The following is a 21,784-nucleotide window of genomic DNA, read 5'->3' as shown; positions in this document are numbered from 1 at the left end:
GCGCTCGCCGACTCCCTGGGCGCGGCGGTGGGTGCCTCGCGCGCCGCGGTGGACGCGGGCTGGTACCCGCACTCCAACCAGGTCGGCCAGACCGGCAAGGCCGTCTCGCCGCAGCTGTACATCGCCAACGGCATCTCCGGCGCGATCCAGCACCGGGCGGGTATGCAGACCTCGAAGACGATCGTCGCGGTCAACAAGGACGCCGAGGCCCCGATCTTCGACCTCGTCGACTACGGCGTCGTCGGTGACCTCTTCGACGTCGTCCCCCAGCTCACCGACGAGGTCAAGACCCGCAAGGGCTGACCTCACCGGGCAGGTCAGGCCGGTTCACGGGGCCGTGTGGCGTTCATCGCCGCGCGGCCCCGTCCGCGTACCGGGACCATGCGAGGGGACCATTGACGCCGGTCACGCCGCCGGATAACTTCGCTATACGGATTGTTGATTCCGTGAAGCGGAAAACAGTGAGCGTATGGAGGGTGTAGGGATGGGTCAGCAGGAGAAGGTGTCGACGAGCCTCGCGGGCGCGGTCAGCGAGGGCATCAGCGCCTCACTCGCCCCGGTCGACGCGGAGCTGGGCCGCCGCTACCCCGGAGACCCAGGAACCCGGCAGCCGGTCCACACGGTCTACGTCCCCGGCGACGCCTTCGACGCGGGCACCGTCCGCTCCTGGGGGGACCAGGCCCTCGCGCAGCTCGACGAGCACGCCCCGGACGCGGCCTCCTTCGCCGCGGTGCTCGGCCTTGGCGACGAACTCGCCGAGCCGGTCTACCACCGCGTACGCGCGAAGCTGGAGGCCGAGCCCGTCGAGGACCTGCGCGTCGACTTCGAGGACGGCTACCGGCCCGCGTCCTCGGCGGACGAGGACGAGACGGCCGCGCGCGCGGCGCGCGTGATCGCCGAGGCGTACGCGCAGGGGACCGCGGCCCCGTACATGGGCATCCGCATGAAGTGCATGGAGGCCCCGGTCCGCGACCGCGGCATCCGCACCCTGGACATCTTCCTCACCGGCCTCATGGAGCACGGCGGCCTGCCCGGCGGGCTCGTGCTGACGCTGCCGAAGGTCACGTACCCGGAGCAGGTCACGGCGATGGTCCGGCTCCTGGAGGCGTTCGAGAAGAGCCACGGGCTCGACGCGGGGCGGCTCGGGTTCGAGATCCAGATCGAGACCAGCCAGTCCATCCTCGCCGCCGACGGCACCGCCGCGGTGGCCCGGATGATCGACGCCGCCGAGGGCCGCGCCACCGGCCTGCACTACGGCACCTTCGACTACAGCGCCTGCCTCGGCGTCTCCGCCGCCTACCAGGCCAGCGACCACCCGGCCGCCGACCACGCGAAGGCCGTCATGCAGGTCGCCGCCGCCGGCACGGGGGTACGCGTCTCCGACGGCTCGACGAACGTGCTGCCCGTCGGGCCGACCGCCAAGGTCCACGACGCCTGGCGCCTGCACTACGGCCTCACGCGCCGCGCCCTCGCCCGCGCCTACTACCAGGGCTGGGACATGCACCCGGGCCACATCCCGACGCGCTACGCCGCCGTCTTCGCCTTCTACCGCGAGGGGTTCGAGCAGGCCGCGGCCCGGCTCGCTGCCTACGCCCACCAGACCGCCGGCGACATCGCCGACGAGCCCGCGACGGCCAAGGCGCTCGCCGGGTACCTGCTGCGCGGCCTGGACTGCGGCGCGCTCGACGTGGCCGAGGTGGCCCGCCTCAGCGGCCTCACCCGGGCCGACCTGGAGGGGTACGCGGGACCGCGCCGCGGCGACCTGACGGTCACCGCCGGCTAAGACTTGTCCGGTCGATGAGAGCTGCTGCGGTCGCCGTTCCGAGGAAGACGTGGCCGCGCTTGTCGTAGCGGGTCGCCGCAGGCCGGTGCTGCTTCAGTCGGTTGATGGCCCGTTCCGCGGTGTTGCGCTTCTTGTACCGCTCTTCGGCGAAGCCGGGCGGCCGCATCGTGTCCGCGATCGCCCGCCGCCGGCGCCGGGCTGGGCACCTACCGCTGGTCGTGGAGAGATATTTTGCCTGGTTGCACGGCTTTCGACGACTGCGGAGGCGTCTGAGACGCAACCGTCCGGCCGGCCCCGTGCGGAGCGGGCCGGCCGGACGGTTCGTTCGCCTCGGAGGATCGGCGGTCCACTGGGCGCGACGGTCAATCCTCCTGAACTTCCGTCAACGCCAATCGACTGGAATTTCAGAGATCTGGCGAAGAACGGTCCAGCCCGCCGGGCGCAATTCCGGGTTGACCCACTGTGCCCCGTTCGCGATCCAGTAACCGCGACTTGTCCGAATGAGCGTCATGGAGTTCCAGTCGCCTGGGCGCCCCAGATCATCGACGCCGGACTCGCTACCGCAGCAAGGGCAGGTAACCCCCGTAGGCTCACCGTTCGACCAGAAGATTTCGCCAAGGAAGCCGCACACCCGGCAGATGGATTCCTCACCGTCAAGCGCTCCGCATGATTCCTGCAAAGCAGCGCGTTGCGCCCTGTCCACCGTCGGAGGGGAAGGGCTGCGCCACTCGCTCGGAATATTTCTCATCTGCCTCAGCAGATCCCAGTCTGCCGGGCGCTGAGAGGGCGTGCTCCACTCCGCGCCCTGACCTACCCACCAGCCACGGAAATCGTGCAGACCTCGCACGCCTTCCCAGGAGCCGGGGACTGCACCGAGATCGCCGATGCCGGACTCGCTCCCGCAGCAGTCGCAGATGGCGTACGTGGGGCTTCCGTCTTCCCAGAATCGATCCTGGTCGAAACCGCACATACGACAGAAGTCCTCGGCCGCCACGGCGAACGGTGCGGGCCCGGTCTCATCGGTCATCAGCGCTCCGCTCCCTGTGCCTTCAGGTAATCCTCCAACGTCGGATACTGCGATGGATTATACCCGCGCGGGTTGCTCGCGCTCTTGGCTGCCGGCCGATTCATACTCATCGGGAGCCCGTCCTTCGTGAAGGCCGTGAGCGTGTTGCTTCCCTTCTCATAAACGACGTAGTTGCCGTTGGGTCTGTCCCAGACGCGAAACCCTTGTGGGGGCTGCGGAAGGTCCGCGGCCGAGCGGTACCTGTGCGCCATCTCCACATATTGCGTAGCGCTCGACAATTCAGGGAACTCAGCCTTGTGGCTCAGCCAGTGTTTGGCAGCGTTCTGCGCGTTGGTGTACCCCTTCCGAGGAGGCCCGGCGGCCCAGATGTGCGGGATCTTGCCGTTGGCACGCATGGACTTCGCGAATGCCTCGACCGCAGAGAAGCCCTTCTTTCCCCACTTTGTGCCGGTTGCGCCCCACCCAAGGATCGGAATGGCGGCCGCACACGAGAGGCTGGAGTTGAGGGCGTCTCCTTCTGCCCCGTACCAGCCGCAGTTGAGCAGGTCGAAGGCCTCGCCGAAGCCCGGCACCATACCGGCTCCGTCGAGAAGACTGTGGCCGATGGTCGCCAGGTCCCACCAGTCGGTGTCCTCGTCAGCGGCGGCATCGGCGAACTGCTGCTCCAACTTCTGAAGAACTGCCTGATTCTGCTTGAGTTCGTCGTTCTTCAGGTCCGCCAGCGTTTCCTGCCACTTCTTCTCCGCGGCGGCGGACATGGCGTCATTCATGGCGTCCCGGGCCGCGTCGGCGTCCTTGCCGGCTGCCTCGGCGTCGGCACGGGCTGCGTCGGCTGCGGCCCAGGCGTCGTTGGCCGAGACGTGTGCGGCGCTCGCGGACGCATCAGCCTGGGCAGCTGAGTGGTCGGCATCCCGCGCAGCGGCGTGGGCCCGCGCTTCGGCGTCGCGGGCCTTCCTCGCGGAGTTCGCCGCGTCAGCCGCGGACTTCTCGGCCGCGTCGGCCGATGCATCGGCCTGCGTTGCGTATGCGTCCGCTTCGACGGCGGAGTCATGTGCCGCCTTGGCGTACTTTGCCGCATCGTCGGCCGCGTCGGCCGCGTCCGCTGCGGCCTTGCCCGCCTCCGCGGCGTTCTTCTGCGCGGTGGCAGCGACTCCCGACGCGCTGGCGATCAATCCTTCGACACGTGCCACATGAGTGGCAGTGAGAAGGTCTTTCCGCTGAGCCTTGAACTGGCCCGACTCGATGAAGGCGTGCAGAACCTGCGGCGGCCCCTCCAGAGCGACTCGCGCGGCGGATGCAACTTCAGGGCCGCCGGAACTCTGCAACTGGGTGGCAGCGACGCGCTCGTCGTTGGTGCGTTGTGCATAGAAATCTGCGGTGATGAACGAGCGCAGCTTGTCGATCGACCCGTCGTTCAGTGCCGTCTGTCCGGCCTTCTTGACCCCGGGGCCCGCGTCGTTCATCAGCTGGGTGACTTGTACGCGGTAGTCGTTGGCCGCGGCCTGGTGCTGTCCTGCGTTCAGGAAGTCAGCAACCTGTTGGTCGTTGCCGGCGAGTGCCTTCTCGGCCGCGGTGCGCACGTCGGCTGATGTGGAGTCCCAGGCGAGGCGCTCGGTGCGGGAGCGATTGTCGAGACCGAGGGCCTTGTCGCGGCCCGTTCGGACGTAGGCGACGACATCCTCGTCGGATCCGGCCAGGGCGACTTCCGCAGCCGTGGCGCTCCACGGGCCCCGCGTCTTGAGAGTGTTCAGCGCGACCTTACGCGCCTTGGGCGCGGCCGCCGAGACACCGGCGCCGGGCTCGGCAACCTCGGCGGACAGTTTCTGGGCCTCGTCGTCCAGCGCTTTGTTGTCCTTCGCTGCCTGGTCCACGGCGCTCTGATGCTCGTCATCGAGTTCCTTCAGGGAGCGGGCCTGCTCGATGGCACCTGCGGTACGGGCGCCCAGTTCCTCCTTCTCGATGTCCCGCGCGAGTGTGAAGGTGGCCTTCGCCTGGTCGACCGCGGCCGAGGCCGCGTCGGCGGCGTCCTTGGCCGCAGCAGCGTGCTTGGCAGAGTCGGCTGCAGCGTGGGCCGCGTCAGAGGCGTGGTCGGCCGCCGCGTTCGCTGCCTTGGCCGCGTTCTCTGCATGAGTGGCGGCTCCGTTGGCCGCGTCACGTGCCTGCGCTGCCGCCTTCGCCGCCTTGCGAGCGAGACCTTCCGCCTTGTTGGCGGCTGCCGTCGCCTGAGCGGCGTGACGGTGCGCTTCTGCCGCGGCGGCGCGTGCGCGAGCGGCCTGATCGTCGGCCACACCGGCCTGCGAGCTGGCGTTCGCTGCCGCGGAGGCTGCGGCGTCGGCGTTGACGCCGGCGCTCGCGGCGCTCTTGGCCGCATCGGCCGCGGCGAATGCCGCGTCATAGGCATGGCCGGCAGCGGTGGCGGCGGTGCGGGCCCCCTTGGCTGCGGCCGAGGCCTTCTCCGCGGCCTTGCGAGCGTCGGCCGCCTTGGAGTGGTCCGCTGCGGCTGCGGCGGCTGCGCTGTTGGCATTGGCGGCGGCTTGGGCAGCCGCGGAGGCGGCGGACGCAGCCTGTGCGGCTGCGTTGGAGGCCACCCGCGCGGAAGTCGTCGCGGCGTTGGCGGCGTCGACGGCTTGCTGCGCCGCTCGGGCGGCGCCCCGGGCTGCGTCTGCGGCGCGACCGGCAGCATTGGACGCCTTGGTGGCATCGTCCTTGGCGGCCGCGGTCTCAGCTGCCGCCTTCTCTGCTGCCTTCTTGGCGAGGGCGGTTGCTTCGATGGCGCGGGCGGATGCGTCCTTGGCCTTCTCGGTCTCGGCCGCCGCCTGGCGGCCGGCCTCGGTGGCCTGAGTCGCCAGGTCTTCGACGGTGGCCTGCTCCTGATCGCGTGCGCGTGCGATGTGCTGGCCCACCTCCAGGAACTCGCGAACGTCCTGGATGTCTCCGTTCAGGGCGGCTCGTGCGGCGTCCCTCGTGGCAGGGCCGCCGGTGCTCATTATCTGAACGACCTGGACGCGGGCGTCATTGTCGGCCGCCGTGTACTGGCCCTGGTCGAGAAACGTGCGGACGTCGGTGATGGAGCCGTCGAGCGCCTTCTGACCGGACTCCTTGACCTGGCGACCGGACGCGGCGGAGATGACCTGTGCGACCTCGACTCGCTGGTCCTGCTCGAGTGGAGTCTGCCAGCCGTCCGTCAAGAAGGTCCGAAGGTCAGCGGGGGTGCCGTCGAGGGCCTTCTGCGCCGCAGCCCTCACTCCGCGGCCGCCCAGCGAGAGGATCTGTACAGCTGAGACCCGGTCGTCGCTGAGTTGCGCGACGTCCGCTTCTGTCTCGAGGAACTTCTTGACGTCGTCGTCCGAGCCGAGCAGTGCGGCTTCGGCAGCCGCCTTGACCCCGGGGCCCCCGCTCTCCCACCGTTCGAGGACTTTGCCTCGGTCCGTTGCCGGTATGTATTCGGCCGGGGAGGCGTCGTCGCCCAGGTCATCGTCATCGGCGAGCGCCGAGGTAGTGCCCAGCATGCCCATTGAGAGGGCCAGGAGCAGAGCAAGGCAGATCGTGCGTAGCAACGCCGCCCGCCTGCTCATCGTCCGAGCAAGACCGGTGGCTGTCACTGGCCCGCTCATGTTTCTGAGTCTTCGACTCACGGGTTCTCCCCAATTAAGCACCAGCAACTCAATTGCCAGTACACGGACTTCGGCCGACAGATCATACTTGTGAGTCAGGTGTGGGGTACATGTGGACGGTCTGTGAGCGCGTGATAAATTGCGAACTCGACGCGCCGTGCTTGTCGGTGACGCGGAGCTTGCTGAGCTGGGCTCATCCGGGGGGCCGGGAGTTTCTGAAGCATTCACAGCACCGCCACACCCATCGGTGCGGCATGCCCAATTCACATCGCGGCGAGCCCAGCAGAGACACCTGCGCCGGCCCGGCGCGCCTCATTCAAAGGGACTCCTTCATGTCTCGAGTTCGCAAGGCGCTGGTCGCAGGCGCCGTCGCCGCAGTCTGTCTCGCAGGCGTCTCGACCTTGGCCTTTGCCGACAGCGGCACCTCGCCCCTCGCTTCCACCCGAGCAGCGGGTGACACTCCCCCGCTCACCGTGGAGGACTACCAGCACCCTGGCGCCGGCCAGATCCTGCAGGACACGGGCATGACCCTGAAGAAGGGCGACGGGCATATCTTCTACGCCCCGTGCGACAACTCGCCGGAGCAGATCCGGGTGTGGACGCGCCTCAATGACAAGGATGGTCGGTACTGCTTCACCAGTACCGCAAAGACGGGGTTCCTCACCCTGGAGGTTCCCGAGGTCTACGGTATAGAGACGGCCGCCCGGGCAGTTCATGCGGAACTCACCGCGGACGGAAAGTCGCAGGAAGTCGACGTCGCCAAGGGCGAGTTCAAGGGTGTTGGTGAGGGCACGAGCGGCGCCCCGACCGTTCTGCTCGAGATTCAGGTCACCGGCTGACAGCCCTCGAAGCACGCATAGGTCTCAGCAGCAGCGCCAGCGCCGCTACGCCGAAGACCACACGCACATCGATGTGGGCCGGGCTTGCTCAGAGCCATGACGCGCTCTCTGCATCTGCGCGTTGCATTGCACTGCCCGGCAGACCTCCGGGACCCGAGCCCGCGCGCCAAACCCTTCACACCTGATCGGACACCACTCCGTGCCCAGTAACTCCCGCCGAGCAGCGCTGATCTGTCTGCTCACTGCCCCGCTCGCGATCGGGGCTTTCAGTGCTCTGCCCGCTTCGGCCGTCACCGGTGGCGCGGCCGCAGACCAGACGGCTGCCTTCACGACTCGCATCGACATAGGCGACCATGACCGGACCTGCTCCGGCGCCCTGGTCGCCTCCCAGTGGGTCGTCACGTCCGCTTCCTGTTTCGCCGGCACCTCCACGCTGGTGGGTGGTGTGCCGGCCAAGGCGACGAAGGCCACCATCGGACGCACCGACCTCACCTCCGGTGCCGGCCAGGTTCGCACCGTGGTCGGTCTCGTTCCGCGTACCGACCGTGACCTGACGCTCGCCCGCCTGGACAAGCCGGTCACCGGCATCGCCCCGGTCTCCATTGCCGGCCAGGCCCCGGCCGCCGGTACCACCGTGACCGCGGCCGGCTACGGGCGTACCAAGACCGAATGGTCGCCGCTGAAGCTGCACACCGGCGCCTTCACCGTCGGCGCCACCAGCAGCACTGACCTGCAGCTGGCCGGTAAGGACGGGGCCACGCTGTGCGCCGGTGACACCGGCGGCCCCCAGTTCGCCGCCGGCGGCAGCAACGTCGAACTGGTCGGTATCACCTCCCGGTCCTGGCAGGGCGGCTGCTTCGGCGCCGACCCGGCGGAGACGCGTACCGACGCCATCGGGGTACGCGTGGACGACCTGAAGTCCTGGATCGACACCACGGTGGGCGCCACTGAGATAACCGACTTCAACGGCGACGGCGTCGAGGACATCGCGGTCGCCGACGCCAAGGCGGCCGTCGGCGGCGATGCCGGGGCCGGTCTCCTGCGGATCGTGTACGGCGGCGGCAAGGGCACCGCCCAGATCGACCAGGACCTGGACTGGGTGTCCGGCGGCGCCGAGGCGGGTGACGGTTTCGCCACCGCGATCGACACCGTCGACTACAACCAGGACGGCTACACCGACCTGGTTGTCTCCACTCCCGGCGAGGATGTCGACGGCGCCGCCGACGCGGGCATGGTCGACATCCTCCTCGGTGCCCGGGGCGGCCTGGGTACCGGTGCGGTGAAGGCCGAGCACCTGGAGCAGGGCGCGGGCACCGGCGCCATCCTCTCCTCGGTCTCCGAGGCCGGTGACCGCATGGGCCAGTCCCTCGCCGCCGGCACCACCGCCGCGGGCCGCCCGTGGATGGTCATCGGCGTACCCGGCGAGTCTGTCGGCACCGAGAAGGAAGGCGGCATGGCCTTCTACGTCTACGACGACACCAGCCGCACCCTCCACCAGGACCTGCCCGCAGGCGTGCCGGGCGCGGTCGAGGCCGGCGACAGGTTCGGCGCCGCCGTCACCGGCGACGAGAACTACTTCGCCATCGGTGCACCCGGCGAGGCGGTCGACACCGCCACCGACTCCGGAACCGTCGCCCTGTTCAGCCACACCCTGGACGCCGACGGCCGGCCCACCAGCATCGGCGGGATGGACCAGGACAACAGCGCCATCGTCGGGTCCGCGGAGAAGGGTGACGAGTTCGGCGCCGCCCTGGCCATGAGCTCCTACCGCACCACCGCCACCGCCGCCGCCAACACGTCGATTCTGGCCATCGGTTCGCCGGGTGAGACCACCACCTCCGGCGGCAAGGACCGGGCCGATGCCGGACGCGTCGTCCTGGTACGTATCAACGCCGACAAGACCTGGAGCTACCTGCGCGAACTGCGCCAGGGCGAGGCCGACGACAGCGTGAGCGGTACCTCCGAGGCCGGTGACCGCATGGGCGAGAACCTGAGCACCGTCAACACCGCCCCGCGCAAGGCCGCCACCGCCGCCACCCTCCTCGTCGCCGTCGGTACCCCCGGCGAGGCCATCGGCACCGAGGCCGAGGCCGGTGCGATCCACGTCTTCGGCATGATCGGCGCAGCCGGTGACAACGACGTGTGGATCCAGACCGGTGACAGCGCGGGCGTGCCCGGCACCCCGAAGACCGGCCAACGGCTCGGCGAGAGCGTCCACTTCACCGGCACCCACCTCTATGCCGGCATGCCCTACGGGCCCAGCCCCTACGGCGCCCTGCACGCCCTGCCCCTCGGCAACGTCCTTCCTGGTGGCACCAGCGGAACGGTGACCATCTACCAGCCCGGCACCGGCGGCCTGCCCGCCACCGGCACCACGTTCGGCTCCGCCGCGCGCTGAGCGCGCACGGCCGGTCGGCCACCACGGACTGGGTGGCCGACCAGCCGGTTGCAGGCCCCCGCGGCTCTCTCGCGGGGGCCTGCGGTTACTTTCTGTCCCCAGTGTGGAGTTCTGCCGGCACCGCCTCCAACCGGTGCGGTTCGAAGCGGTGCCGGCGTTGGCATCCGTATCGCGTCGGGGGGCTGCCGACATGGTTTCTCGCGGCCCGCCTCCCGCTCACCTCGCCAGACAGCCCTGCGTGTCAGGCAGGTTGGATGAGGCCGGACTTGCCATAGATGCTCGCTCTGCGCGTTCCTGCGTCGCCCGACGCGAAGCCCATGCCCAGTTCGAAGACGTCCGGGCGGGCAGGGTCAGGGATCCGGACGCCGAGGCCCTCGGGCTCGCGGAAGGTCAAAGTGTAGGCAGCTGTGGTGTGCAGGGGATTGACGTTCTTGTCGAAGGGCGCGGGCGGGGCGGGGTCGAAGGCACCGGTGGCGAGATTCACCGCGGAGAGGAACGTGTTGCCGACGCCCGGCTCGGAGATCACCGTGTCCTGGTCGTTGATCGTCTGTGTCGAGCCGTAGCTGTTGCCGTGCAGCATGTAGAGGTAACGGCCCACGACGGCGTAGCCCTGGAGGTAGGGGCTCCCATAGGTGGTCAGGGGCCAGCCGGAGAGGGCGGTCAGGGAGGGCTGGCTGAGGGTCGCCAGTGGCTCGCTCCAGATTCCCAGCCGGGCCAGGTCCAGGTCGTGGATCTGGAACTTGAAGACGTTGTCCGTGTCCCGGTAGCGGAGGGCGAGGCGGCCGTAGACCGGGTCGATGGTGGCGCTGTTGTGCGTGGAGCCAGGCACCGGCGTGTACTTGGGCAAGGTGGGTGAGGTGGTGTCGAGGACCTGGCCGTTGACGAACGGGAAGCGGGCCAGGCGGGTGCCGCGACTGGACGGCTTGTTCGAGACATCGATGATTTCGACGCCGTCGGCCTCCATCCACAAATAGGCGCGGCTGCCGACAGGTTCGACGCCGATGTTTCCGCCGTGACCGAATCCGCGCAGGTACATGTAGCCCAGGGTGTTGCCGTCCATGTCCCACTGGGTGATCGTCAGATCGCCGCGCCGGTTGCGGTCGGCGCTGCTCACCGGTGCGCTCTCGCCTGCCAGTTTCAGGCCTCCCTGCGTAACCTGCGCGAGGTAGATGTGGCCGTTGGCGTTGTCGTATCCGAGGGCCTGGATGATGGTGGCGTCGCGGGTGGCCTTCTCGCGTATCCATCTCTCGGAGCCACTGTTGAGGTCGATCCGGGCGGACGGCACCAGGAGAGCGGAGCCCGGCGCGGGATAGGTGGCAGCCGAGGCCGGCACCGCCCCCATGGACATGGCCGCGGTGGTCAGCGCGGTGGTACCGGTCCATGCGAGCAGGGAACGACGGCTGGGACGTGAGGGCATGTCGCTGGTCATAGTCAGCATCTAAGCGCGTGTCCGACGTGGGGTGGGGCCTGGGGTACGTCGTGGGTTCCGCGCGCGCCCAGCACCCCAACTGCCGGACCAACGACGGCAGGTTGGGCGGCGAGGAAGTCTGCCGCGGCGCGGAGATCGCCGGACTTCAAGCCGGCGGCTCGTAGTCACGTGGCGTTCCCTCGGACTCGCCGTGTCCGGTGAAGTCGAAGGACAGCACCGCGAAGCCACGCCGGGTCAACTCCTCGGCGTAGCGGTCGGCCATCCGCCCCTTCACAGAGGTCCAGGTACCTGCGACCAGCACGCCTGCCGCCGCGGCAGCCCCGTTGGCCTCGGGCAGGTGAAGATGACCGGCGAGCTTGCCCTTGGGTCCAGCACAGTTCACCTGTCCTGTGGAACAACGCCGAATAACTACGACTTGTCCGATCGATCTCTGGTCAACGGCGACTGACCCGCGAATCTCGTTGTCGAAGGTCTCGCTCAGTGAGGTAGAAGGGCGGCATGGACACTGCCGTACTTGAGCAGATGCTGGACGAGACCTTCGATCAAGCTGTCGTGCACCACGGATACACCAACTACATGCGCGACTACGAGGTCATCGTCTACGCGACGGCTGATCCCCGAACCGCTATCACGCCGTCCCATCTGCGCTACCTCTTCAGGTACTGCGTTGAGGCACGGTGCGAGACATCAGTGCCGGCCGAGACCTGGCGGGTTTCTTTGGACGACCGGCTCATCGACCACGAAACCGGTGTCGACCTCGACGGATACGTCTGGGGCGTGAAGTGGCACTGCCTTTACCCGGGCGCCAAGCTCCTCCCCGAGTCGGAGGCGATCCGACGCTGGTCGAAGGCCCTCGGAATCGACTTCCACGAGGTGCGCATCGAGACCAACGCGCACAACCTGACCTTGCTCTTCTCCGACCTGCAGGTGAGCGACGTCCCGGTTGGATATGCACCGTTCGTCACGGAGTAGGGATCAGGGTTCGTGTGCTCTTGTGACCGGCGTGTGTTCGGGTCGTTCTGCCCGCCATGGGTCGGGGTGATCTGGGTGATGCGGAGCGGGAACGGCTGCGGCCGTTCCTGCCCGTCAGTAACAGGCGTTGTGGCAGGTGGCGGGGCCATCGGCAGGTGATCGACGGGATTCTGCACCGAGTGCGGAGCGGCGTGCAGTGGCGTGATCTGCCTGAACGGTTCGGGCCCTGGAAGACCGTCTATGAACGCCACCGGCTGTGGTCGGCTGACGGAACCTGGGAGCGTCTGCTCCAGCAGATCCAGGCCGCGGCCGCCGCCGCAGGCGAGATCGACGGGGATGGCGCGGTCGATTCCACCTTCGCCCGCGCCCACCAGCACGCGGCCGGCGCCCGCACTGAACCGCCACCAGCCCTCGCCACCAAAGGGGCGGAACCGAACGAACACCAGGGTGAAACGCCGTGGTAGAGCCTTGTCACCCGCCTGGTGGAGGTGTGCAGGAGGTGAGGGCCTGGGTCGCTCGCGCGCGGGTTCACCACCAGGCTCCACCTGAGCGCGGACGGACGGTGCCGTCCGCTGTCCCTGATCGTCACGTCCGGTCAGCCCTGTCGTGAGTACCTGCGGCGTCGGGGCATCCGGCACACCATCCCGGAGAAGACTGACAGCCAGGCCGCCCGCCCGCGCAAAGGCACGCGCGGCGGACGGCCGCCCGGCTTCGACGAAGAACGGTACAAGAAGCGCAACACCGTGGAACGGGCCATCAACCGACTGAAGCAGCACCGGCCTGCGGCGACCCGTTACGACAAGCGCGGCTACGTCTTCCTCGGAACGGCGACCGCAGCAGCTCTCACCATCTGGCTCCGGATATGGTCGGCCGGACAAGTCCTGGCCGGACCGGCCGGAGCGGACGAAGGCCCTGGCGGCCTCCCCGAGGGGAGGCCGCCAGGGCCTTCGCGTGCTGATGAAGCGGTCACCGAGGCGGTCGCAGGACCGCCCGTCGCCGCGCTCACCCGGACGGCGGCAGCTCGCCCGACCCGCGCTGGATCAGCCGCGTCGGCAGTTCGATCCGCTCCGGCGGCAGCGTCACCCCGTCGAGCTGGCGGAAGAGCCGCTCGGCCGCGGTCCGGCCCAGCTGCGCTGCGTCCTGCGCGACCACCGTGACCCCCGGCTGGAGCAGATCGCCCAGCTCGATGTCGTCGAAGCCCACCAGGGCGACCGGCCGGTCGAGTGCGGCGAGGACCCGCACCACCGTCACGGTCACGCGGTTGTTGCCCGCGAAGATCGCCGTCACGGGCTCGGGCCCCGCCAGCATCTCCTGCGCGGCGCGCCGCACCCGCTCGGGATCGGTGACGCCCAGCGACATCCACCGCGCGTCGACCGGTATCCCGGCGTCCTCCATCGCGGCCCGGTAGCCGCGCAGCCGCTCGGCGGCGGTGTGGATGCGCGGCTGGTCGCCGATGAAGCCGATCCGGCGGTGGCCGCCCGCGATGAGGTGCGCGACACCGTCCCGCGCGCCGCCGAAGCTGTCGGAGAGGACGACGTCCGCGTCGATCCGCCCGGCGGGCCGGTCCACGAAGACGGTCGCGACCCCGGCCGCGATCTCCGGCTCCAGATAGCGGTGGTCGTCCCCGGCCGGGATGACGACGAGGCCGTCCACGCGGCGCGCGCACAGCGCGAGCACCAGCTCCTGTTCCCGCTCCGGGTCCTCGGCGCTGGAGCCGTTGATCAGCAGCGCGCCGTGTGCCCGCGCGACCTCCTCGACGGCGCGGCTGAGCGGGCCGTAGAACGGGTCCGCCAGATCCTCCAGGACCAGGCCGACACTGGCCGTCCGCCCCTTGCGCAGGACCCGCGCGCTGTCGTTGCGCCGGAACCCCAGCGCGGCGATCGCCTCCTGGACGCGGCGCTCCGTGTCCGGCGTGACGCCCGGCTCGCCGTTGACGACCCGGGAGACCGTCTTCAGGCCCACCCCGGCGCGCGCGGCGACGTCCTTCATGGTCGGGCGGTTGCCGTAGCGGTTCTCGGTGCGGCGGGCGGTGCGGTCCACTATGCGCTGTCCTGTCCTGTCGACGCTGCCAGGGAAGCCGGCCACCCGGGGGAGGTGACGTGACCTGCATTCAACAGGCTCATCATCCTGTACGGGCGTGTGGCGTCGAGCATAGGGCCTGGACAACGTTGTCAGATGCGAGGGAGACTGTCCACCGCTCCGTTTCGCTTTCTAGACTTTCCTCCTCCGACCTGCCTTTTCTCCAGGGGACACGACACTGATGCACATGGACCTCGTCGCCGCGCTCGACATCGGCGGCACCAAGATCGCCGGCGCCCTCGTGGACGACCAGGGCCGCATCCTGGCCCGGGCGCAGCGGCCGACCCCCGCGCAGGAGGACGGTGAGACGGTGATGGGTGCCGTGGAGGCGGTCCTGGCCGAACTGACGGTCGGTGAGCTGTGGCCCCGGGCGCGCGCCGTCGGCATCGGCAGCGCGGGGCCCGTGGACCGCTCGGCCGGCACCGTCAGCCCGGTGAACGTGCCGGGGTGGCGCGGATTCCCGCTCGTCTCGCGCGTCCAGCAGGTCGCGGGCGGGCTGCCCGTGGAGCTCGTCGGGGACGGCGTGGCCATGACGGCGGCCGAGCACTGGCAGGGTGCGGCGCAGGGGCACGACAACGCGCTGTGCATGGTGGTCTCCACGGGCGTCGGCGGCGGCCTGATCCTGGGCGGGCAGCTCCACCCCGGCCCCACGGGCAACGCCGGGCACATCGGCCACATCAGTGTCGACCTCGACGGCGACCCGTGCCCGTGCGGTGCGCGCGGCTGCGTCGAGCGCATCGCCAGCGGCCCGAACATCGCCCGCCGGGCGCTCGCCGACGGCTGGCGCCCCGCGGCCGACGGCGACACGTCCGCCGCGGCGGTGGCCCGCGCGGCGCACGCCGGTGACCGGGTGGCCGTCGCCTCCTTCGAACGCGCCGCGCAGGCCCTGGCGGCCGGGATCGCGGCGACCGCGACGCTCGTCGAGATCGACATCGCGGTGATCGGCGGCGGCGTGGCGAAGGCCGGCGACGTCCTGTTCACCCCGCTGCGCCGCGCGCTGCGCGACTACGCCACGCTCTCCTTCGTGCAGCGCCTCACGGTGGCGCCGGCGTCGACCGGCACCGACGCGGGGCTCGTCGGCGCGGCCGCGGCGGCCCTGCGCTCCGGTCCCGCCCTGACCGCCTCACACCCACAGGCGGTCTGACCGGCCGCACGCGCACGTCCCCGGCCTGCGGCGGCGGTCGCGGGCGAGAGGGGCCGTACGGGACGCGCACGCCCTCGCCCGGGTTCGGACGGCGGGGTTCAGCAGGTCAGTCGCGGCTCCCCCCAGTCCGCGTGGTCGGAGTCGATACCGTCGCCGCCGTCCGTGACGACCAGCCGGATCAGCTGAGCGCCCGTCACATCGGCCGAAAGGGCCTGCGCGGCGTCGGCGTTGGTGCGTACCCCGGTCGACGCGACCTTCCGGCCGTCGGCCCACACCTCGAACGCGACCGTGCCCTTCGTGTCCTTCTCGTCGTCGACGCCGACCTGCGCCGTGAGCCGTTCGCACGAGCGCGCCGCGTAGTAGTCGACGGAGCTGGTCGCGTGGACGCCCAGGCCCTTGGCGTACACCACCCCGCCGACGGTGAGCGGGTTGCCGTCGCCCGCGGCGCTCTCACCGTTGCTGGTGTCGCGCTCCACCGGGCCGTAACCGTTGGCCGTCGCGAGCCAGGGCAGGTCGCTCAGGGCCGAGGTGCCGTCCGGCGGCGCTGTCGCCACCGACGCCGTCACCGGGACCGTACTGGTGACCTCGGTGCCCTGCGGCGAACGGTACGTGGCCCGCAGCGTCAGGTCGTAGGAGCCCGTGGCCGTGCCCGCGGGTGCGCTCACCGTCCAGCGGGTGCGCAGGGCCGAGCCGGGCGCCACCACGGGCGCCTTCGCCGGCCCGTCCGCCGTGACCTTCCAGTTCCGGCCGCCTGGCCCGCGCAGGGAGACGGCGACGTCGCGGGCCGGGGTGCGGCCCAGGTTCGTGAACGTACTGCCGGCCTTCGTGGACGCGCCTGGTCCGACGAACACCGCCTCGTCCAGGCCGAGTTCGGCGGCCGGGGGCTGTCCGGCCCACTTCGGGTCCGCCGCCACCCGCAGGAGCACGGTGCCGTGCGCGGGGACGGTCGCGGCGAGGGTGCCCGCCGTGTTGAAGCTCTTGTGCCGCCACAGGTCGCGGGCGACGTACGCCGGGGCGCCGGGCAGGCCGACGGCCCGCGCCGTGGTCGCGACGCGCCGCGAGGAGCCCGTCTCGTTGAACAGGGCGACGGCGCGGCTGCCGTCCTTCATCTCCTTCGCCACGACCCAGCCCCCGTCCCCGGAGGAGACGACGGAGCCCTGCTTGCCCAGCGGGTCCTGGTCGACGGCGATGACCTCGCGGTTGGAGAGGATGTCGTACGTCGTGTCGGAGGCCGTGCGCAGATCCGTGCCGATCAGCAGGGGCGAGGCCATGACCGACCACATCGAGAAGTGGGTGCGGTACTCGGTCTCCGTCATGCCGCCGTTGCCGACCTCCAGCATGTCCGGGTCGTTCCAGTGGCCGGGACCCGCGTACGGCGCGAGCGGCAGGTTCTGCTTCATCAGGGAGAGCATCGAGCCCCAGCTGTCGCTGATGTCGCCGGTGGTGCGCCACAGGTGGCCGACGTCCGCGGCCCACTCCCAGGGCTTGTTCTCGCCCCATTCGCAGATGCTGTAGACGATGGGCCGGCCGGTGGCGCGCAGGGCGTCCCGCATCGTCGTGTAGCGCTGTTCGGCGTCCACGCCCTGGTTGTTGCAGTTGTCGTACTTGAGGTAGTCCACGCCCCAGTCGGCGAACTGCCGCGCGTCGCTGTACTCGTGGCCCAGGGCGCCGGGGAAGCCCACGTCGCTACAGGTCTTCGTGCCGGCGCTGGTGTAGATGCCGAGCTTGAGCCCCTTGGCGTGGACGTAGTCCGCGACGGCCTTGATCCCGCCCGGGAAGCGCTCCGGGTCGGGGACCAGCTTGCCGTTCGCGTCGCGGGCGGGCAGGGCCCAGCAGTCGTCCAGGTTCACGTACTGGTACCCGGCGTCCTTGAGGCCCTTCTCCACGAACAGGTCGGCGATGCCCTCCACCATGGCCGCGTCGAACTCCGCCCGGCAGTGCGTGGAGTTCCAGTTGTTGAAGCCCATGGGCGGGGTGCGGGCGAGCCCGTCGTCGAGGGCGGGTGCCGCCTCGGACGCGGGGCCGGCCTGCGTGGCGGACGCGGACGCCGCGGGTACCGCCACGGCTCCGGCGGCGCAGAGCGCGGCCGCGGCCAGCGCTCCGACGACTCTCCGCCGGACGGTTCCGGTGGTGCGGGTGGGAAGACGACGCATGGTGACGTTCCTCCGTGCTCCCGGGAACAGTGGACTACTGCATGTACGCGTCACTGACGCGCGTTCACGGTAGGCCGTGTTGGAGTCTGTTGGAAGAGGTCGCGTCATGGTCGGTCGGGAGGGGGCAGAACGGGCTGTGCCGCCGCGAGGTACCGGAGCGAGCGGACCTCGCGTTCGGTTGTGTTGGGATGGCTTCGCGGCGGAAACGTCACGTGGTCCGGTGCCAGGCGGCTGCCCCCGCGCCGCGTCCGGCGCCTGGACATCGGAGCTGTCCGGTGCCAGGGTCCTGCGCGGCCCGGTCCCGGACATGCGCGTGCCCCCTCCGTGGCGGAGGGGGCACAGGCGGTCGTGCGGCTACCGGCGGTCGTCGTCCCGCAGGGAGTCGCGTGCGCCGTCGGCCTTGTCGCGCGTGTCCTTGACGGCATCGCGCGCCTTGCTCTTGGCCTGGTCGACCTTGCCCTCGGACTTCATGCGCTCGTTGCCCGTGGCCTTGCCGGCCATCTCTTTGGCCTTGCCCTTGGCCTTGTCCATGGCGCTCTCGCCCATCATCGGCTCCTCTGTCGGTGAGCTGGGACGAGTGCCACGCTAGGAGCGTTTTCATGCGTCCGCATCCGGAGCGGCTACGCATGGTGACGCAGGGCCTCTTCCACCGTGCTCACCGCAACCACCCTCTCGGTCAGGCCGGCGACGGCGAGAGGCCGGTGCCGGCAGACCACGGCGACCCGGCCGCCCCGCTCGGTGGCCCGGCGGTGGGCGCGTCAGGAGGCCGAGCCCGGCACAGTCGACGAACGAGGTGCCGGTCAGGTCCAGCACCACGACGCGGTAGGGGCCCGCCGCCACGGTGTCGATCAGCGGAGCCATGTGCTGGAAGGCGAGGAGATCGATCTCGCCGGCGAGTTCGACGACGGCGCAGTCACCGGTCGTCCGCACCGCGGGAGGGGGCGGGAACCGCGCGCTGCCCGCCGGTTCGGCCGCCCCGTCGCGGCCGCCGAGATGATCGGCGACGTAGGTCTGTCGGTTGCCCTGTCGCATCGGTCCCCCCGGGCCGGGCATCCGGCCCGCTCCTCGGAGCCGACCGCGCTGCCGCGTGCTTCTTGCGTACGGATCGGGGAGGCAGCCGGGGACAAGGGCGCCTGGCCGGTCACGGTATCGGCAGATTCCGCACCGGGCCGGGTGTACCGGCCCCCGGTAGGAGCGCGTCACCGGATGGGGTGAACTGACGGCAACTGCCGTGACCGGGGGCTGGGTTGACGCTCGGCCCCGGTCAGCACAGCCCGCCCGGTCCCGGGCGGCGCGGGTCGGCTGGGAACAGCGTCGATGTGTCCGCGGTACGTGTGGCCGCCTCAGGGGGTGTGGCCGGCGCGCACCCGGTGTGCACGGCCTGCCGCGACGGCGTCCGCACACACCCTTCTGCCCGTCGCGCGGCTGCGCTTGACTGCGCAGTGCGGTCCCCGGGAGGCCGGACATGGGCCGGTGAACCGCCGTCGGGCAACGGCGGACACCCCGGCCTCCCGGCCCGCCTCGCTCCCCGGGGCGGCGGCCGCGCCACCCGTAGGGTGCACCTCGCCGAGGCCGCCACGGGCGGCCGCCCAGGGGGGAGGGGAGCAGCATGGACGTCCCGTCGCGGACGCGTGTCTGCGCGTACGCACTGACAGCGCGGGAGGGCCGCGTCCTGCTCGCCCGTCTCGCGGACAACTCACCGGTCTTCGAGCCGGGCCGTTGGCATCTGCCCGGCGGCGGCATCGACCACGGCGAGCAGCCGGTCCAGGCGCTGGAGCGGGAGCTGCGGGAAGAGACGGGCCTGGAGTTCGTCACCGCCCAGCTCGTCGACAGCCGCGCGTACACGGTCCGACGAGGCGGTGTGCACCGGCACCTGGTCGCGCTCTTCCACGCGGTCGAGGTCAAGGGGGACGGGCCGCGGGTCGTGGAGGTGGCGGGGACGACGGAGGCGGCCGAGTGGGTCCCGCTCGCCGGGCTCGACGAGGCGGCCCTCTCCCCGGCGGCGGTGGACGGGCTGCGGCTGCTGACGACCGCACTCTGAGCGGCGCCCCGGGCGGGCCGTCGTCGGCGTGCCGGCGCTGGTCCGTCGCCGGTGGCCCACGTCGGCGCGGGGCCCCGGACCACTGCGGAGCCCGGCCCCCGGAACCCGCCGCCCCCGGCCCCGCTCGGCTCAGGCCGCCTTCACGATGTCGCCACGGACCGCGGCCGCCCACTCCACGACCAGCACCTCGTACTCCCGGCGCTGCGCTTCGCTCAACCGGCCGCCGGAGCGCGCCAGGAGACCGCGGATCCGCTCGTTCAGCTCGTCGGCGGACCGCACGGGGTCGCGGCTCTCGGTGGGGATCATGTGAAGAGACTAGCGCGTCGCACTGACAATGTGCTTCTGACTTATGAACCGCCGGGGACGTGGCGGTGATCGTTCGGGCCGGGCCGCTCCCCGCGGGCGGCCGGGCGCGGGCCCCGCGCCGGTTCCCAGCTGCGGCTGGTTTCCGTGGCGGGGTGTTGCGGGCAAGCCTCAGAAGGCCGACGGAAGAGGGGGAACCGTGATCGTCTGGGTCAACGGGGCGTCCCGCGCGGGAAAAACCGCCACCGCACGGGAACTGAGCGACCTCATCCCGCACTGCACGCTCTTCGACCCCGAGGAGATCGACGCCCAGCTGGAGCGGCTGCTGCCGCCCAAGCGGCTCGCCGAGGTGAGCGACCACCAGGAACTGCCGATCTGGCGGCGGCTCGTGGTGGACACCGCGGCGGCCCTGCTCGCCGAGCTGGGCGGCGTGCTCGTGGTCCCGGAGGGGCTGTTGCGCCAGGAGTACCGCGACGAGATCTTCGGCGGTCTCGCGGCCCGGCGGATCCCGGTGTGCCATGTGCTCCTCGCTCCAGAGGAAACGATCCTGCGCTCGCGTGATCCCAGTGGCGAACCCCCCGCCGACATCGAGCCGTACCGCGCCGCGCTCGCCGGCTGGCTGACCGCCGACGCCTACCTCGTCGACAACGGAGCGCTCTCGCCCCACGAAACCGCCGTGCGCATAGCCGCGGCCGTGCGTACCGGCGCCGCCCCCGTCTGCGACATCGTGCAGACCCCGGAGCCCGGCGCCGAGACGGTCGCCGCCGGGGTGCTCCTCTTCGACGAACAGGGGCGCGTCCTGCTCGTCGACCCCACCTACAAGCCGGGCTGGGAGTTCCCCGGCGGTGTCGTGGAACGGGGCGAGGCGCCCGCCCGCGCCGGGATGCGCGAGGTCGCGGAGGAGACCGGCATCCAACTCATCGACGTACCACGGCTGTTGGTCATCGACTGGGAACGGCCCGCGCCGCCCCGCTACGGCGGCCTCCGGCTGCTCTTCGACGGCGGACGGCTGACGCGGGACGCCGCGCGCCACGTCCTGCTGCCCGGACCGGAGCTGCGGGAGTGGCGCTTCGTCGACGAGAACGAGGCGGCCGCGCTGCTGCCGCCGGTCCGCTACGAACGCCTGCGCTGGGCGCTGCGCGCACGGGAGCGCGGCGCCGTCCTCTACCTGGAGGCGGGCGTCCCCGTCGGCTGACCGCCTCAGGCGCTCCCGTACGAGGCGGCCGCCGCCCGCAGGGCCGCGGCCGCCCCGCCCACCACCGGGTCGCCGTGGCCGAAGCACGCCACGTCGCAATCGAGCGCCGCGAGCCGCTGGAAGGAAGCGACGGCCTGCGCGGAGTGGCGGTTGAACACGCCGAGCATCACCTGGCCGTCCACCGGCGAGGCGGCAACCGCGTCCCCGGTGAACAGCACGCCGTGCCGGACGAGTTCGATCCCGATCGACCCGTCGGTGTGCCCGGGCGCCCCGACCACCCGCGCCCCGCCCGCGAAGTCCAGGACGTCCCCGTCCACCACCTCTCGTACGGACGGCGGCAGTTCCGGGCGGACCGGGCGGGGCGGGAGCTGGGCCAGCGCCTGGGCGTGGATCGGGCGCTCCCACTCCTCCAGGACCGGCTCGGGCCCGGCCGCCTCACCCCGCACGTAGGGCGCGTCGAGCCGGTGCGCGTACACCTCGGCGCCGCTCAGCCGCGCGAACTCCCCGGCGCCGCCCGCGTGGTCCTCGTGGAAGTGCGTGAGCACGATCCGCCGCACGTCCCCGGGGGCGTGCCCCCAGTCGCGTACGGCCCGGGCGACCGGCTGTCCCGCGCCCGCCGCGCCCGCGTCGATCAGGGTCAGCTCGGCGCCCGGCCCGGTGCCGTCCCGCCACAGGTAGGCCTGGCCCACGGGGAAGCGCAACAGACGGAGGCGGGGCGAGAGATCGATCGTGTCCGTCAGCTCATAGGTCGTCATGGAGCGACCGTACGAAGACGGCGGTCACGACCGCGTGCTCCTCGGCTCTGGG

The 21,784-nt window shown here is 71.0% G+C and carries 19 protein-coding genes and 1 pseudogene; 9 read left to right on the top strand and 11 right to left on the bottom strand.

Annotated elements, in window-relative coordinates:
* Together ABZY33_RS22860 and ABZY33_RS22855 are read left to right on the top strand one after the other, a co-directional pair.
* Positions 1-303, top strand: a 303-nt coding sequence (locus tag ABZY33_RS22860; RefSeq protein WP_356493473.1) for an electron transfer flavoprotein subunit alpha/FixB family protein, incomplete at its 5' end; no start/stop codon positions are given.
* A 181-nt stretch (positions 304-484) separates the two neighbouring features.
* Entirely contained in the window at positions 485-1,783 is a 1,299-nt protein-coding gene (locus tag ABZY33_RS22855) for an aldolase/citrate lyase family protein (RefSeq protein WP_356493472.1), read from the top strand.
* On the opposite strand, the gene ABZY33_RS22850 is transcribed toward ABZY33_RS22855, so the two are convergent.
* The 3 genes from ABZY33_RS22850 to ABZY33_RS22840 all read right to left on the bottom strand — a co-directional run bounded on the left by ABZY33_RS22850 (position 1,770) and on the right by ABZY33_RS22840 (position 6,412).
* Entirely contained in the window at positions 1,770-1,949 is a 180-nt protein-coding gene (locus tag ABZY33_RS22850; protein ID WP_356493480.1) for a hypothetical protein, read from the bottom strand. The two genes, ABZY33_RS22855 and ABZY33_RS22850, sit on opposite strands and share 14 nt — an antisense overlap.
* A gap of 216 nt (positions 1,950-2,165) precedes the next feature.
* Positions 2,166-2,810 carry a hypothetical protein gene (locus tag ABZY33_RS22845; RefSeq protein WP_356493471.1) on the bottom strand — a complete coding sequence of 215 codons (645 nt, stop codon included), beginning with the start codon at positions 2,808-2,810 and terminating at the stop codon, positions 2,166-2,168.
* Complete coding sequence (locus tag ABZY33_RS22840) at positions 2,810-6,412, bottom strand: hypothetical protein (protein ID WP_356493470.1); 3,603 nt, start codon at positions 6,410-6,412, stop codon at positions 2,810-2,812. The genes ABZY33_RS22845 and ABZY33_RS22840 overlap by 1 nt, the downstream gene beginning before the upstream one ends.
* Before the next feature lie 344 nt (positions 6,413-6,756).
* On the opposite strand from ABZY33_RS22840, the gene ABZY33_RS22835 reads away from it, so the two are divergent.
* A complete protein-coding gene (locus tag ABZY33_RS22835) occupies positions 6,757-7,263 on the top strand; it encodes a hypothetical protein (protein WP_356493469.1) in 507 nt (168 codons plus the stop codon).
* A 199-nt stretch (positions 7,264-7,462) separates the two neighbouring features.
* The gene (locus tag ABZY33_RS22830; protein ID WP_356493468.1) at positions 7,463-9,661 is read left to right on the top strand and encodes a trypsin-like serine protease; all 2,199 of its coding nucleotides are present in this window, start codon (positions 7,463-7,465) and stop codon (positions 9,659-9,661) included.
* A gap of 241 nt (positions 9,662-9,902) precedes the next feature.
* On the opposite strand, the gene ABZY33_RS22825 is transcribed toward ABZY33_RS22830, so the two are convergent.
* Together ABZY33_RS22825 and ABZY33_RS22820 are read right to left on the bottom strand one after the other, a co-directional pair.
* Positions 9,903-11,078: a teichoic acid biosynthesis protein C gene (locus ABZY33_RS22825; protein WP_356493467.1), complete on the bottom strand. Its 1,176-nt coding sequence runs from the start codon at positions 11,076-11,078 to the stop codon at positions 9,903-9,905.
* Positions 11,079-11,235: 157 nt separating this feature from the next.
* Complete coding sequence (locus ABZY33_RS22820) at positions 11,236-11,472, bottom strand: hypothetical protein (protein WP_356493466.1); 237 nt, start codon at positions 11,470-11,472, stop codon at positions 11,236-11,238.
* A 116-nt stretch (positions 11,473-11,588) separates the two neighbouring features.
* Here ABZY33_RS22820 and ABZY33_RS22815 point away from each other — a divergent pair, with 116 nt between their 5' ends.
* Complete coding sequence (locus tag ABZY33_RS22815) at positions 11,589-12,062, top strand: hypothetical protein (RefSeq protein WP_356493465.1); 474 nt, start codon at positions 11,589-11,591, stop codon at positions 12,060-12,062.
* A 56-nt stretch (positions 12,063-12,118) separates the two neighbouring features.
* A pseudogene (locus ABZY33_RS22810) lies at positions 12,119-12,922 on the top strand (IS5 family transposase); the annotation flags it as partial.
* Positions 12,923-13,064: 142 nt separating this feature from the next.
* Here the strand turns inward: ABZY33_RS22810 and ABZY33_RS22805 are convergent.
* Positions 13,065-14,102 carry a LacI family DNA-binding transcriptional regulator gene (locus tag ABZY33_RS22805; RefSeq protein WP_356493464.1) on the bottom strand — a complete coding sequence of 346 codons (1,038 nt, stop codon included), beginning with the start codon at positions 14,100-14,102 and terminating at the stop codon, positions 13,065-13,067.
* Positions 14,103-14,322: 220 nt separating this feature from the next.
* Between ABZY33_RS22805 and ABZY33_RS22800 the strand changes: the two genes are divergently transcribed.
* Entirely contained in the window at positions 14,323-15,285 is a 963-nt protein-coding gene (locus ABZY33_RS22800) for an ROK family protein (RefSeq protein WP_356493463.1), read from the top strand.
* 98 nt (positions 15,286-15,383) lie between these two features.
* On the opposite strand, the gene ABZY33_RS22795 is transcribed toward ABZY33_RS22800, so the two are convergent.
* From ABZY33_RS22795 to ABZY33_RS22785, 3 genes are all read right to left on the bottom strand, one after another.
* Positions 15,384-17,438 (bottom strand): NPCBM/NEW2 domain-containing protein, encoded by a 2,055-nt coding sequence (locus ABZY33_RS22795; protein ID WP_356493462.1) that lies wholly within the window; start codon positions 17,436-17,438, stop codon positions 15,384-15,386.
* A gap of 354 nt (positions 17,439-17,792) precedes the next feature.
* Positions 17,793-17,984 (bottom strand): CsbD family protein, encoded by a 192-nt coding sequence (locus tag ABZY33_RS22790; RefSeq protein ID WP_356493479.1) that lies wholly within the window; start codon positions 17,982-17,984, stop codon positions 17,793-17,795.
* Between the two features lie 51 nt (positions 17,985-18,035).
* On the bottom strand, positions 18,036-18,470 hold the full coding sequence (locus ABZY33_RS22785; RefSeq protein WP_356493461.1) for an STAS domain-containing protein: 435 nt from the start codon (positions 18,468-18,470) through the stop codon (positions 18,036-18,038).
* A 577-nt stretch (positions 18,471-19,047) separates the two neighbouring features.
* Between ABZY33_RS22785 and ABZY33_RS22780 the strand changes: the two genes are divergently transcribed.
* Positions 19,048-19,479, top strand: a complete 432-nt coding sequence (locus ABZY33_RS22780; RefSeq protein ID WP_356493460.1) for an NUDIX domain-containing protein — start codon at positions 19,048-19,050, stop codon at positions 19,477-19,479.
* A 129-nt stretch (positions 19,480-19,608) separates the two neighbouring features.
* Here the strand turns inward: ABZY33_RS22780 and ABZY33_RS22775 are convergent, their stop codons facing one another.
* The gene (locus ABZY33_RS22775) at positions 19,609-19,785 is read right to left on the bottom strand and encodes a hypothetical protein (protein ID WP_356493459.1); all 177 of its coding nucleotides are present in this window, start codon (positions 19,783-19,785) and stop codon (positions 19,609-19,611) included.
* A 196-nt stretch (positions 19,786-19,981) separates the two neighbouring features.
* On the opposite strand from ABZY33_RS22775, the gene ABZY33_RS22770 reads away from it, so the two are divergent.
* Positions 19,982-20,977, top strand: a complete 996-nt coding sequence (locus ABZY33_RS22770; protein WP_356493458.1) for an NUDIX domain-containing protein — start codon at positions 19,982-19,984, stop codon at positions 20,975-20,977.
* Between the two features lie 5 nt (positions 20,978-20,982).
* Here the strand turns inward: ABZY33_RS22770 and ABZY33_RS22765 are convergent, their stop codons facing one another.
* Positions 20,983-21,732, bottom strand: a complete 750-nt coding sequence (locus ABZY33_RS22765; RefSeq protein WP_356493457.1) for an MBL fold metallo-hydrolase — start codon at positions 21,730-21,732, stop codon at positions 20,983-20,985.
* Positions 21,733-21,784 lie beyond the last annotated feature (52 nt).

Origin of the sequence: Streptomyces sp. NPDC006552, from assembly GCF_040611655.1 — a bacterium.
In the GTDB taxonomy this organism is placed as follows: Bacteria; Actinomycetota; Actinomycetes; order Streptomycetales; family Streptomycetaceae; genus Streptomyces.
This window is presented reverse-complemented; position numbering and strand designations above follow the sequence as displayed.

What these genes read in the sequence shown, in the direction of transcription:
- ABZY33_RS22855 (WP_356493472.1), top strand. Translation starts at nt 485, where the DNA reads ATGGGTCAGCAGGAGAAGGTGTCGACGAGCCTCGCGGGCGCGGTCAGC.
- ABZY33_RS22850 (WP_356493480.1), bottom strand. Translation starts at nt 1,949, where the DNA reads ATGCGGCCGCCCGGCTTCGCCGAAGAGCGGTACAAGAAGCGCAACACC.
- ABZY33_RS22790 (WP_356493479.1), bottom strand. Translation starts at nt 17,984, where the DNA reads ATGGGCGAGAGCGCCATGGACAAGGCCAAGGGCAAGGCCAAAGAGATG.
- ABZY33_RS22825 (WP_356493467.1), bottom strand. Translation starts at nt 11,078, where the DNA reads ATGCCCTCACGTCCCAGCCGTCGTTCCCTGCTCGCATGGACCGGTACC.
- ABZY33_RS22815 (WP_356493465.1), top strand. Translation starts at nt 11,589, where the DNA reads ATGGACACTGCCGTACTTGAGCAGATGCTGGACGAGACCTTCGATCAA.
- ABZY33_RS22775 (WP_356493459.1), bottom strand. Translation starts at nt 19,785, where the DNA reads ATGATCCCCACCGAGAGCCGCGACCCCGTGCGGTCCGCCGACGAGCTG.
- ABZY33_RS22785 (WP_356493461.1), bottom strand. Translation starts at nt 18,470, where the DNA reads ATGCGACAGGGCAACCGACAGACCTACGTCGCCGATCATCTCGGCGGC.
- ABZY33_RS22795 (WP_356493462.1), bottom strand. Translation starts at nt 17,438, where the DNA reads ATGCGTCGTCTTCCCACCCGCACCACCGGAACCGTCCGGCGGAGAGTC.
- ABZY33_RS22780 (WP_356493460.1), top strand. Translation starts at nt 19,048, where the DNA reads ATGGACGTCCCGTCGCGGACGCGTGTCTGCGCGTACGCACTGACAGCG.
- ABZY33_RS22800 (WP_356493463.1), top strand. Translation starts at nt 14,323, where the DNA reads ATGCACATGGACCTCGTCGCCGCGCTCGACATCGGCGGCACCAAGATC.
- ABZY33_RS22845 (WP_356493471.1), bottom strand. Translation starts at nt 2,810, where the DNA reads ATGACCGATGAGACCGGGCCCGCACCGTTCGCCGTGGCGGCCGAGGAC.
- ABZY33_RS22835 (WP_356493469.1), top strand. Translation starts at nt 6,757, where the DNA reads ATGTCTCGAGTTCGCAAGGCGCTGGTCGCAGGCGCCGTCGCCGCAGTC.
- ABZY33_RS22765 (WP_356493457.1), bottom strand. Translation starts at nt 21,732, where the DNA reads ATGACGACCTATGAGCTGACGGACACGATCGATCTCTCGCCCCGCCTC.